Source organism: Aminobacterium sp. EBM-42, assembly GCF_001896635.1.
GTDB classification, from domain to species: Bacteria; Synergistota; Synergistia; order Synergistales; family Aminobacteriaceae; genus Aminobacterium; species Aminobacterium colombiense.
On record NZ_MPPC01000006.1, the window covers coordinates 42,743 to 55,200 of the forward strand.

12 protein-coding genes, 1 tRNA gene and 1 other RNA gene are annotated in these 12,458 nt (G+C 44.4%); all 14 read left to right on the forward strand.

Annotation, left to right across the window (positions count from 1 at the left end):
* The first annotated feature begins 27 nt into the window (after nucleotides 1-27).
* Nucleotides 28-912 carry an HI_0787 family protein gene (locus tag BUC50_RS01055; protein WP_286677053.1) on the forward strand — a complete coding sequence of 295 codons (885 nt, stop codon included), beginning with the start codon at nucleotides 28-30 and terminating at the stop codon, nucleotides 910-912.
* A gap of 659 nt (nucleotides 913-1,571) precedes the next feature.
* Nucleotides 1,572-1,647 (forward strand) — tRNA-Gly (locus tag BUC50_RS01060).
* 217 nt (nucleotides 1,648-1,864) lie between these two features.
* The gene (locus BUC50_RS01065; RefSeq protein WP_013048200.1) at nucleotides 1,865-2,191 is read left to right on the forward strand and encodes a cell envelope integrity/translocation protein TolA; all 327 of its coding nucleotides are present in this window, start codon (nucleotides 1,865-1,867) and stop codon (nucleotides 2,189-2,191) included.
* Nucleotides 2,178-4,184, forward strand: a complete 2,007-nt coding sequence (locus BUC50_RS01070; protein WP_013048201.1) for a V-type ATP synthase subunit I — start codon at nucleotides 2,178-2,180, stop codon at nucleotides 4,182-4,184. The genes BUC50_RS01065 and BUC50_RS01070 overlap by 14 nt, the downstream gene beginning before the upstream one ends.
* Before the next feature lie 41 nt (nucleotides 4,185-4,225).
* Entirely contained in the window at nucleotides 4,226-4,702 is a 477-nt protein-coding gene (locus BUC50_RS01075) for a V-type ATP synthase subunit K (RefSeq protein ID WP_013048202.1), read from the forward strand.
* A gap of 24 nt (nucleotides 4,703-4,726) precedes the next feature.
* Entirely contained in the window at nucleotides 4,727-5,308 is a 582-nt protein-coding gene (locus BUC50_RS01080; RefSeq protein ID WP_286677054.1) for a V-type ATP synthase subunit E, read from the forward strand.
* 17 nt (nucleotides 5,309-5,325) lie between these two features.
* Nucleotides 5,326-6,336 (forward strand): V-type ATPase subunit, encoded by a 1,011-nt coding sequence (locus BUC50_RS01085; RefSeq protein ID WP_013048204.1) that lies wholly within the window; start codon nucleotides 5,326-5,328, stop codon nucleotides 6,334-6,336.
* Nucleotides 6,329-6,667 (forward strand): V-type ATP synthase subunit F, encoded by a 339-nt coding sequence (locus BUC50_RS01090; protein ID WP_013048205.1) that lies wholly within the window; start codon nucleotides 6,329-6,331, stop codon nucleotides 6,665-6,667. The genes BUC50_RS01085 and BUC50_RS01090 overlap by 8 nt, the downstream gene beginning before the upstream one ends.
* A gap of 26 nt (nucleotides 6,668-6,693) precedes the next feature.
* Nucleotides 6,694-8,490, forward strand: a complete 1,797-nt coding sequence (locus BUC50_RS01095; protein WP_013048206.1) for a V-type ATP synthase subunit A — start codon at nucleotides 6,694-6,696, stop codon at nucleotides 8,488-8,490.
* Nucleotides 8,480-9,901, forward strand: coding sequence for a V-type ATP synthase subunit B (locus BUC50_RS01100; protein WP_013048207.1), 1,422 nt, complete (start codon nucleotides 8,480-8,482; stop codon nucleotides 9,899-9,901). The genes BUC50_RS01095 and BUC50_RS01100 overlap by 11 nt, the downstream gene beginning before the upstream one ends.
* Before the next feature lie 15 nt (nucleotides 9,902-9,916).
* The gene (locus tag BUC50_RS01105) at nucleotides 9,917-10,540 is read left to right on the forward strand and encodes a V-type ATP synthase subunit D (RefSeq protein WP_013048208.1); all 624 of its coding nucleotides are present in this window, start codon (nucleotides 9,917-9,919) and stop codon (nucleotides 10,538-10,540) included.
* 81 nt (nucleotides 10,541-10,621) lie between these two features.
* Nucleotides 10,622-10,961, forward strand: an RNA gene (gene rnpB, locus BUC50_RS01110) — RNase P RNA component class A.
* Between the two features lie 137 nt (nucleotides 10,962-11,098).
* Nucleotides 11,099-11,524, forward strand: coding sequence for a division/cell wall cluster transcriptional repressor MraZ (gene mraZ, locus BUC50_RS01115; RefSeq protein WP_013048209.1), 426 nt, complete (start codon nucleotides 11,099-11,101; stop codon nucleotides 11,522-11,524).
* The gene (gene rsmH, locus BUC50_RS01120) at nucleotides 11,524-12,426 is read left to right on the forward strand and encodes a 16S rRNA (cytosine(1402)-N(4))-methyltransferase RsmH (RefSeq protein WP_013048210.1); all 903 of its coding nucleotides are present in this window, start codon (nucleotides 11,524-11,526) and stop codon (nucleotides 12,424-12,426) included. Before mraZ ends, rsmH begins: the two co-directional genes overlap by 1 nt.
* Nucleotides 12,427-12,458 lie beyond the last annotated feature (32 nt).

A 12,458-nucleotide genomic window follows, 5' to 3' on the forward strand; every position in this document is an offset into this window, starting at 1 on the left:
ACCACATGTAAGTAGGAGGTTTTAGACTTGAGCAACGCAGAAACCATTATGCAATACTGCCGTATGGTCAATATGCCGGTAACGGCAAAACAAATCCTTGATGCCCGTTTCCCTGGGAAGCTGCAGCCTTATATAAACTCCACAATCAATGATCTTGTTCAAAATAAAAAACTCGTTCGCAATGATGAAGTCAGACCATACACAGTTCGGCTCCCTATGGACGGCGAAGTTATTCCCGAACCGAAGGATTATTCAAGGAGTAACCGAAGTGTGCCGACCAAAACGTGGAGTGGTATCGAGGTGCCTTGTACACGATTCACAAAGGAAGAACTGGACGAGACCGCCAAACGTGTAAACAGAGATCCGCGGTATGGTGAAGAAGGTGCAATTATAAATAGCTGTCTTAATAAGTTTCCTCAAAATGTGGACAGTGACATTATTGCAATGAAAATTGCCTTGATTGATATGACGAACTCCACTAACCTAAATAAACACTTGAGCAAGATTTATTTGACAAGATTGATTGAAAAAATAAAAAGCTGCAATTTTGACGAACGGGTGGCTAAGGGCGATATTTCTTTAGTTGGCGAATTGGCGAAGAATGAAATTAACCTTTTTTCGTTCTTCAGCAAGTATTGCCTGTACCATAATTATTATGTTTACCAAAATGACGACTATGTAATATTCGATGGTGTCATGCAAAACAATGTCGGTCAGTTTCTTTCTCATTACGAGTATAAAGGCAAAATATACAAAGCATCACAAATCAAAAACTGTATTGAAAAAATGCGCCAAACTTATGACTATGAGGGATATTTAGCGCTGATAGATTCAATCCTTGAGCGAAACAATATACACAACAAAGGTCGCCACAGAAAATTTGACTGGTTTGTGTGGTATAACAACCGATAGTCCAATGGGGCAACTATTAGGGGTGTGCAAAAGCGGTGCAAATTTTAACGATTTGATTTGAGCGGTGCATTTTATCAATAGTTAGTGCCTTTGCCACCGGAGATGACAGGAATTAAACCCCATGTATCGACTTGTTCCCCCGAACGGATAAAAACCATTGACCTGTTCCCTTGAACAGAGAGTACCCATAAAAACCACTATTGACCTGTTCCCGAGAACGGACAAAACGAAGAATACATACCAGACATCAACCTGATGCTCTCGTTCCACGTCGAGTGCGTAGCGTTGCTGGAACATGTTGATAAGAAGTAAAACAAAAAAGCCTTGGAAAATAGGGATTTCAGAGTAATAGCCACCCGCGGGAGCGATGCTTTAGGGTGGCTTTTTGCTGTTCGCCGGCCGTCATAAAATCTAAGCAACTTGCCCTGGTGGCTGTTATGTTATTGATGAAGTGTTTTCCCATTTTGGGGGATAGATGAAGATAAAAGTTATGGAATTACGGCATATTCTTAATTATTCGAGAAAGGGTCAGTTTCGTCTTTCTTTTAAGGTTAATACGACACGAATCATTTTAATTGGTATCATATCATAGTGGACTCATTAGCATAACGAGGTATTGCAAAAAGGGGATTACGCGTTTATAATGTCTCATCGATGGTGCGGACATAGCTCAGCTGGTAGAGCATTAGCTTCCCAAGCTAAGGGTCGCGGGTTCGAATCCCGTTGTCCGCTCCAGCTTATTTCAAAGAGAATCCCCCCAACAAACAATCCAGATAAATATAGAACGTAACCATCAGTGCTATTATTTGATGCTATTATGCCTTAAATAAATTTGATAATTTGCTAAGTTTGACACAAATTTTTATGAGTATTACAATAACTCCGGCTTTGTACCCGATTATAGCCTACGCTGATGAATACTTTCTTGTAGTGGGGAAGGGGGGTGGATGGCATGGCAACTAACTTGGCCGATGAAATCAAAAAGGCAGAATCAGATGCGAAACAGATAGTCAAAGATGCAAAGAATGAAGCGGCACGTTTGATAAGTGAAGCCAAAAATGAAGCAGAAGTTCGAATCAAAGAAACTAGACAACAGGCCTTCCGAAAATATCGTGACAATTTGCAGAAAGTCGAAGAGGAGGCTGAAGCTAGGGCGGGGGAAATAGTCCGAAAGGGAAAAGAAGGTGCTAAAGCATTTACAAATAGCCATCAGGGGCGTGTTAATAAGACCGCTGCCTGGATTGCGGAAGAGGTGATGGCTAGATATGGCCGTGGCTAGAATTAACAAACTCGAATTTTATATTCACAACTCAGTAATAGAGGATGTGCTGGCCATCCTTCAGAAAGCAGGTTCCTGCGAAATTATTTCTCGGCAGGATATGGATGATTCAGAGGATCATTCACCGTCTCGTCTACAACATATCGATAGTTTACTCAGCGAAATACGATTTCTTCTGCGTTTTTTAGAACCATATTTCAATGATAGCGTTAGCCCTATGGCACGAGCCTTGGGTGAACGGCCGAACTATTCTGTACAAGATTTGGAAGACCTTTCAGAGCAGACAGAAATAAAGAATTTTGCGGAAGAAATGCGTACACGTGAACGTAGGCTTGTAGAAATTCACTCAGAGATTACACAAATTGAGGGGGCAAAATCTATTCTTTCCCACCTTACCGAGTTGCCCTATGATTTGGATCTTTTATCTAACGGGACACAGACGGTTAAGGGTGTTGTTGGGACTATGCCTGTTGACAATGTGGCCAGCTGCAAACAGGCAATTGCAGATGTTCTTCGTGAAAATGGGGAGTGTTTTACCGCTTCTTTTGGGGAAAAAGACAAAGAGGCGTGGGTGGCAATTTTCTATCGAAGGGATCTGGAGCAGAAAGCTCTGGATATGTGTTCAAAGTTTAGTCTTTCACGCGTCGATATCCCAGGCCATCTAACTCTTAGTGTTGGGGAAGAACTTGTGAATTTTGATGCCCGGCGCGAAGCTTTAGAGCAGGAAGAAGACAAAATCCTGGGAGAAGTTTCAAAAGTTGCGGAAGAATGGGTTCCTACAGTAAGAGCTTTAAGCGATTACTGGAACATTCTAAAATCTCGTTATGAAGCACTAGGAAGCAGCAAGTTCACAGAAAAGACAGTAATCCTTAAGGCATGGGCACCTGCAGATTCTGTTAAAAAATTAAAAGCAGAGCTTGCCCCGTACGAATCTGTCCTCGAGATGGTAGTTTCAGATCCTGCCCCAGAGGATGAACCCCCAACGCTTTTAGTCAATAAGGGATGGAATCTTCCTTTTGAGACCCTTACCAAACTTTATGGAGTTCCTCAATATGGCGAACTTGACCCTACAGCATTTCTTGCCCCCTTCTTTTTTGTTTTCTTTGGCATGTGCCTGGGGGATGGAGGCTATGGGCTGGTTATGCTTGGCTTTTTCGTTTTCTTTTTGAAGAAGTTCAAGCGGATGCCTCAAGGTACTAAGCAATTTTTTAATTTATTTGTTCTATCAGGAGTTGCGACAGTCATAGTGGGAGCTTTGACAGGGAGCTGGTTTGGTGATCTGATCGATGTCTTTGGGGTATTTAAGTTTTTGCGTCCTCTCAAAAATATCCCAGTGTTGATCAATCCCATGGACGACCCGATGTCTATTTTGTTCGTTTCTCTTGCATTGGGCGTAGTTCAGCTATTCTTCGGTCTTTTCATATCCTTTTTTGACTGTCTTCGCAAAAAGGATTACATGGGAGCATTTGCTGACCAGGGCGGTTGGATTGTTTTCCTTGTTGGTCTCTTGCTTGTAGGCGGGGGCGTGAGCGGGAATTTATCCAGCAGTGTGGGCAGTATGGGTAAAACGCTAGCTCTATTTGGAGCGGCAGTGCTTGTGCTTACTCAAGGAAGGGCAAAAACGGGCATAGCGCAAAAGGCCATTTCTGGTGTACTCAGCCTATACAATGTGACATCGTATCTTGGGGATGTGCTGAGCTATAGCCGACTGCTTGCTCTTGGCCTTGCCTCCGCAGCTATAGCTTCCATAATCAATATGTTGGCAGGTCTCGCTGGAGGGATTCCTTTTGTAGGGTGGATTATAGCCCTTGTCCTTATTTTAGGGGGGCACTTGTTTAGCGTTGCAGTTAATGTGCTAGGCGCGTTTGTTCACTCTTTACGTCTCCAGTACGTTGAGTTTTTCAGTAAATTCTACTCTGGTGGCGGGAGAAGTTTTATGCCGCTAACGTATAAAACTCATTTTGTTTCTATTTCAGAAACAAAAAAATCTTAATAGCATATAAAGCTCATAGAATGAGGGGAGTGTTTGTAAGTATGAATCTTCTCGGAATTATGTTGTCAGTTTTTGGTGCGGCTCTAGCCGCAGGTTTTGCAGGGGCAGGATCAGCAATAGGCGTTGGCATTGCAGGTGAGGCAGGTGCTGGTGTAATGACTGAGGATCCAGGTAAGTTTGGTCTGGTTTTGTTACTTCAGGCATTGCCAGGAACCCAGGGCATCTATGGTCTTCTTATTGCTTTTTTTGCAATCTTGAAAATAGGCCTTCTTGGCGGAGCAACTGTTGATTTAAACGTGTGGCAGGGACTTGGCATCATGTTTGCGTGTCTTCCAGTTGCGATAGGTGGATATTTTTCTGCCATTGCTCAGGGGAAGACCTCTGCGGCATGTATTCAGATGATTGCTAAAAGACCTGAAGAAACCGGTAAGGCTGTTATTCTGCCTGCCATGGTTGAAACGTATGCTGTGCTTTCTCTTCTTATGAGCATTATTCTGCTCAACGGAATTCAGATTTAACCGTTGAGTCAGAGGTGAATGGTAATGTCTTTGGCTGATATAAAGATAAAAATCGAGGCAGACGCAAAGAAAGAAGCCGAAAAAATTTTTGAGAACGCAAGACTGGAAGCAGATAAAATTCAAAAAGACGCTGATGCTGAAATCCAGAAAATCGATGCATCTTATATTGAGCGGTTTAACACAGAAAAGCCGGAAATACTCAAGCGGCGCGAAATAGTTGCTAACCTCGATGTTAAGAAAATCATGTTGGGAGCTCAGCAGGATCTTATAGCCCTTGCTTTTAACGAAGCATTGAAAACTTTAGCTTCTCTTCCTGCTGATAAGTATTTGGCCTTCTGTGAGGCTCTTCTCGAGAAAGCAGTCGAGACTGGTGATGAATTCCTTCTTGTTTCACCAAAAGAGAAAAACCTCAACGAAGAGTGGCTTAAGAGGTATAACGAAAAACATAAGACATCTCTCTCTTTAGAAAAATCAGCATCCCCTTTTTCTGGTGGTTTTATTCTCAGGAAAGGGGATATAGACACAGTCTGTGTTTTTGACATGCTGATTACGTGGAGTAGAGAAGATATCGAGGCAGACGTTGCAAAACGGCTGTTCTCAGAGTAGACGGGAGGTGAGGCAGCATGGCTACAGCAGTGCGGTATGGATATACAGTTGCACGCCTGCGGGCTATGGAAAGCCGCCTTCTCGATGATAGCGTGCTGCAGAGACTCATCGATTGTGAAGACCTTGATAGCGCCATGAAGGTTCTCGGAGAAACAGTCTATGCGTCCTGGCTTGTTGAACTTAAGACAAACGCGGAATTTGATAAGGCTATAGAGTCTGAGCTGAATTATGTTTATAAAGAGGTTTCTAAATTTGCACCAGACTCTGCGTTGGTTGAGATGTGCAGGTTGCCTTATGATTTTCATAATGTGAAAGTTCTTTTAAAAAGCCAGATTCTTCAGCGCGAAAGTGGGGAACGTCGCTTTGAACTTTTAACATCTTTGGGAAACATTCCTACAGATGATCTCATTATGGCTGTGGAGTCAGAAGATTTCAGATTGCTGCCTTATAGCCTTCATAGTGTTTTCCCAAGAGCCCTCGCTCTCTGGGAACAGACTCGCAACATTCTTGAGGTAGAGTGTTACCTAGACGAGATTCTGTTCCAGGAGATGTTGAAGATGGCCCGTAAACTGGAATTCGATACTCCTCTTTTGTGGGTGCGGGGCAAAATAGACGCAGAAAATTTGCGAAATATGCTTCGCCTGAAAAGAATGGACAAAGACACTGCAACAGTTGAACCCTATCTTCACAATGGTGGCTTTGTGTCGATCGAAAGACTGTTAGCAATACTTTCTGAACCAGTGGAAGGCTGGATCAGGGTTCTTTCTTACGCTGACATTGGAAAAGTACTGTCCAATGTACAGGACGGATCAGACATGAACGCTCTTCTGGTAGAAATGGAGAAGGTTCTGGATGATTACATAACAAGAATCCTGGAGACAGCAAAGTATGGTGCTTTTGCTCCCGAAAATGTCTTAAGCTATTTATGGAGAAAAGAGATAGAAGCAAAAAATCTGAGAATTGCTCTTGTTTCTGTGGCAAATGGCATGGACATGGACCTGACGAGGAGGTTGATGCGTCGTGGCTAGAGATATGAACCAACCTATGGCAGCCATAGGCGAATACGAAACCGTTCTTCCTTTTCAGGCAGTGGGAGTCAGGCCTTTCGTTATTTCTGAAGAAGAAAGCAACACCTTTGAATCTCTTCTTCTGCGGCTGGCCAAAGAGAAGTATGCGGTTGTTTTTATACAGGAGTTTCTCTTCGTAAAATACATGTCTATGGTAGAAGAGATCAACGAGGAATACCCTGTAAGCGTGTTACCTATCCCAGGGCTTAAAGGCAGTTCTGGAGCAGGATTAGAATCTATCCGCAATAGTGTGGAACGGGCTGTTGGGATGGATATCTTTGCTGTGAAATAGACTTTTTATGCTGGAGGCGATTGATTGTGGCCACGGAAAAGGTCATTAGAGGGACCATAGAAAAAATATCCGGACCGCTCGTCGTCGCGAAGGGTATGTATGGCGCCAGTATGTACGACGTGGTACGAGTGGGCAATATAGGGCTTGTCGGTGAAATTATCGAATTAAAAGGTGATTTAGCTTCGATTCAGGCCTATGAAGAAACATCTGGCCTTATGCCTGGTGAACCTGTCGTAAGTACTGGAGAACCCCTTAGCGTCGAGTTGGGACCCGGAATTATAGAGCAATTTTATGACGGAGTACAGCGTCCTTTGAACCTCATTGAAGATGCTGCGAAGAGCCACTTTATTTCTCGTGGTATAGATGTTCCAGCCATTGATAGAAATAAGAAGTGGAAATTTGAACCTCGAGTCAAGGCCGGAGATAGAGTTCATGCGGGGGATATTCTAGGAACTGTAAAAGAAACGGTCCTTGTCGAACATCACATTCTGGTTCCCTATGGCGTAGAAGGAACAGTTTCTGAAATTAAGGAAGGCGAATTTACAGTTATAGAAACAATCGCTGTTATTAAGAATGAAAGCGGTGAAGAGAAGAACGTAGTTATGTTACAGCGCTGGCCTGTCCGTAAACCAAGACCAGTGGCTCGACGCTTGCCACCTATTATTCCTCTAACAACAGGACAGAGGGTAGTTGACGCTTTCTTCCCTATAGCTAAAGGTGGGACAGCTTGTGTTCCAGGCCCCTTTGGTTCAGGAAAGACCGTCATCCAGCACCAGCTGGCAAAATGGGCTGAGTCGGATATCGTTGTTTATGTAGGGTGTGGCGAACGTGGAAACGAGATGACAGACGTTCTCCTTGAATTTCCTGAGCTGGAAGACCCACGATCAGGGGAGCCATTGATGAAACGTACTGTTCTTATCGCGAACACTTCTAATATGCCTGTTGCAGCACGGGAAGCAAGCATTTACACAGCTATAACAATGGCCGAATATTATCGTGATATGGGGTACTCTGTGGCCTTGATGGCAGACTCAACAAGCCGCTGGGCAGAAGCTCTCAGAGAAATGTCAGGACGACTTGAAGAGATGCCTGGCGAGGAAGGTTATCCTGCCTATCTGGGGACACGTCTTGCCTCTTTCTATGAGAGAGCCGGCCGGGCTATTTGCCTTGGTTCCGACGGAAGAGAAGGATCGGTTACAGCCATTGGAGCAGTTTCACCTCCTGGCGGTGACCTTTCTGAGCCTGTTAGCCAGAATACTCTTCGCGTTACAAAGGTTTTCTGGGGTCTTGACGCAAGTCTGGCTTACCAGCGTCACTTCCCGGCAATTAACTGGCTTCTCAGCTACTCTCTGTACACTGACACTCTCGATAAATATTGGGATTCTCAGTTTGACGATGAATGGAGCGCACTGCGCGTAGAGGGCATGTCCCTTCTGGAAGAGGAAGATCAACTTCGCGAAATAGTGCGCCTCGTTGGAGTTGACGCTCTTTCCAAGGAAGAACGTATGGTTCTTGAGACTTCGAAGTCATTGAGAGAAGACTTTCTTCACCAGAACGCCTTCCATGAAGTGGACACATACGCTTCTATGGAAAAGCAGTTCAAGATGTTGAAGAATATTCTTATTTTCCATCACCTTGGCATGGATGCTCTGAAACGGGGAGCTTCAATGAGTGAAGTGTTCAATTTGCCAGTACGGGAAAAAATAGCACGAATGCGCTATATTGACGAAAAAGAGATCTCTCAGCTTGATAATCTTGATGGAGATATGAAAGCGGAGATCAACGCACTAATACCAGTGGGGGGCGATAGTGATGCTGCCTAAAGAGTATAGTACCATCACAGAATTGTCTGGCCCGCTCCTGGTTGTAGAAAAAACCAAGGATGTGCGCTATGACGAGCTTGTAGAGATAGAACTGGCAAGTGGCGAGATGCGCCGAGGCCGAGTTCTTGAAATAACGTCTGACAGAGCTCTTGTTCAGGTGTTTGAAGGAACGGACGGCATTGATATTAAGAATACGAAATTGCGCTTTCTTGGCAAGGTTCTTACCCTTCCTGTGAGCCGAGATATGTTGGGGCGTATTTTTAATGGACGCGGCGAGCCCATCGATGGGGGAGCTCCGATCCTTCCTGATGCAAAGCTGGATATTAACGGTATGCCTATGAATCCCTTTTCTAGGGACTATCCTTCTGAGTTTATTCAGACCGGAATTTCTACAATTGACGGAATGAATCCCATGGTTCGTGGACAGAAGCTTCCTATCTTTTCGGGAAGCGGGTTGCCCCATAACCGAATGGCAGCCCAGATAGCTCGTCAAGCAACAGTTATCAGTGGTCACGAAGATTTCGCAGTAGTCTTCGCAGCCATGGGTATCACCTTCGAAGAAGCGTCTTTTTTCATGGAGGACTTTAGAAGAACAGGTGCTATCCAGAGAACTGTAATGTTTGTTAACTTGGCGGATGACCCTGCAATAGAGCGTATTACCACTCCTCGTCTTGCTTTGACAGCCGCAGAATACCTTGCTTTCGAACAGGACATGCATGTTGTTGTCATCCTGACAGACTTGACGAACTATTGCGAAGCTCTGCGTGAAATATCCGCCGCACGAAAAGAAGTTCCGGGTCGGCGGGGCTATCCTGGATATCTTTACACTGACCTTGCTACCATGTATGAGAGAGCTGGCCGTCTGAAGGGCAAAAAAGGCTCTATTACACAGATCCCTATCCTGACTATGCCTGAAGACGACAAGACTCACCCTATTCCTGACCTTACAGGGTATATAACAGAGGGGCAGATCATATTAAGCCGCGGTCTTCACAGAAAAGGCATTTACCCGCCAGTGGACGTAATGCCGTCTCTTTCTCGTCTGAAAGATAAGGGTATCGGTAGAGAAAAGACAAGAGAAGACCATGCAGACCTTATGAACCAGCTTTTTGCGGCCTATGCTCGTGGAAAAGAGGCAAAAGAACTTGCTGTCATTCTTGGTGAAGGTGCTTTGACAGAAGAAGATAAAGCCTTTGCGAGTTTTGCAGATAAGTTTGAGGATACGTATGTGCGACAGGGAGAGTATGAAAACCGTACAGTAAAAGAAACTCTTGAATTAGGCTGGGACCTGTTGACCATGATACCAGTCAAGGAACTAAAACGTGTCCGAGATGCGTATATCGAGAAATATCTCAACCCGAGGCTGCACGTAGAGGAGACAAACAAAGAAGCAGTTTCTGCTACAGAGTAAAGGGGGGGACGAAATATGGCTCGGTTGAACGTCAACCCCAACCGGATGGAGCTGTCACGTCTCAAAAAACGTCTTGTTGTTGCAAAACGCGGGCATAAGCTTCTTAAAGACAAACAAGATGCTTTAATAAAAGCATTCCTTGAACGAGCTCGAGAAGCAAAGGCACTTCGCGAGGAGTTAGAGTCAGAATTGATGGCATGTTATCGTAGTTTTCTTCTGGCTCGTGCCCAGACGTTGCCAGTGATGCTGGAACAGGCGCTTATGATCTCAGGTACGCACTGTAATATCAGCGTTGCAAGAAAAAATGTTATGAGCGTTGTTGTGCCGGAATACACAGTGGAACAAGAAGGGGAATCCTTTAGCTATGGTCTTGCCACCACTCAGGGGAGTCTTGATGTAGCCCTTGAAAGGTTCTCAATATTGCTCCCGAGGCTCATCGCACTCGCAGCCAAAGAAAAGGCTATTCGCCTTATGGCATCTGAGATTGAAAAAACAAGACGCCGTGTCAATGCTCTTGAGCACGTAATGATTCCAAACTTTAACGAAACAATTCGTTATATAACTATGAAGCTCGATGAGCAAGAACGCTCCACTCTTAGCCGGTTGATGAAGATCAAAGATATTGTACGATCGCACTAAACTTTAGAGAGCAGAGGGTTAACCCTCTGCTCTCTAAGCTTTTAAAGAACAACTATCTTTAAATCGTGCTAAAATAAAAAAGGAGTATTTTAGATAATCGCTGTGCCTTTAATGGTATGGAGGAAAGTCCGGGCTCCGCAGGGCAAAGCGCTGGATAACGTCCAGTTGGTGCGAACCAAAGGAAAGTGCCACAGAGATATACCGCTTCTTTCGAGAAGTAAGGGTGAAAGGGTGGGGTAAGAGCCCACCAGGTGACAGGTGACTGGTACGCTTGGCAAACCCCGCTTGGAGCAAGACCGAATAGAGGGGGATGAGGCTGCCCGCTGACCCCTGGGTACGGTCGCTTGAGAAGTACTGTAAAGTCCTTCCCAGATAAATGATTATCTTTTACACAGAACCCGGCTTATAAAATGCTCCTTTTATTTTAAATTAATGAAGATAAGCCCTAAGACCCATATTTAAGTATTAAACAGGGGTCTTAGGGCTTATTTATTTTTTTAAAAGGGTGTTAATGTGGGAGAAAGTGGAGGGAAATGTCATAAAGTGGGAGGAGTCCCCATGCTAATGGGAACCTATGAACACAAGGTCGATTCAAAAGGGAGAACAGTCCTTCCTGCAAAGTTTCGGCAGGAGTTAGGCCAGTGTGTGGTTGCCACTATAGGCATTGACCAATGTGTATCAATCTACCCGATGAACCATTGGAGCCGAGTCCTGGAGAAACTTCAAGAACTTCCTTTCTCTAAAAGTAAATCGAGAGGTCTCATGCGCGTCATGTTAGCAAGTGCCCACGAACTTCCAATAGATAATGCCGGTCGAATATTGATTCCCCAACTTCTGCGGGATCATGCAAATCTTCAGTCAGATGCTCTTTTTGTTGGAGTCAGCGATCACATAGAGCTTTGGGATAAACAGCTATGGGATGAGTATAGCCTGCAGGTCATGGAAGCGCTACCTGCTATTGCGGAAGAGATAGAGGGATTCTAATGGTAGAACATATTCCTGTTATGTTAAAGGAAGTCATTGAAAGTTTAAAAAATGTAGAATCTCCTCAAATGATAGTGGATGCCACCTTGGGGTTAGGGGGTTACGCAGAAGAAATACTGAATGTTTTTCCGGCAACGCTGTTAGTAGGCATTGATAGAGACGAACAAGCTATTTCTTTAGCTCAAAAACGGCTCGTCTCCTTTGCAGAGCGGGTGCATATCTACAATAGTCCCTTTAGTGCTATTGCAATGGTGTTATCAAAGGAAAATGCAGAACCAGATGGAATAGTTTTCGATTTAGGGGTTTCTAATCTCCAGCTTAGTTCGCCAGAACGGGGTTTTTCTTTTCAGAATGACGGTCCATTGGATATGAGAATGGAAGGAACTTCTGGAGAAAGCGGATATTCAGCTGCACAAATAGTAAATACCTTTTCAGAAAAAGAGCTTGCCGATATTTTCTGGAAATATGGAGAAGAGCGATATTCAAGGCGCATTGCCACCGGCATAGTAAGATTTCGCGAAAAAAATGGGCCAATACAGCGGACATTTCAGCTGGTAGAAGCTATCAGGTCATCGCTACCGGCTCCTGTGCAGCGAAAAATGGGAGGGCATCCTGCTCGAAAAGTTTTTCAGGCATTACGCATTTTTGTAAATGATGAACTCCAGGAGCTTGAAAAGGGGCTTCAAGGGGCACTCGAGAGCCTTGCTCCCGGAGGGGTTATTGTAGTTGTTAGCTACCATTCACTTGAGGACCGTATAGTTAAGTATGCAATGAAGGACTGGAAAACATCAGATCATGGTGATCTTTTAACAAGGCGGCCTTTAAAACCATCTGAAGAAGAAGTAGAAAAGAATTACAAGGCAAGAAGCGCAAAACTTCGTGCTTTTAGGAAAAAGTATTAGAGAGAAAGTTCTAAAGGGGAGGTGGATTGACC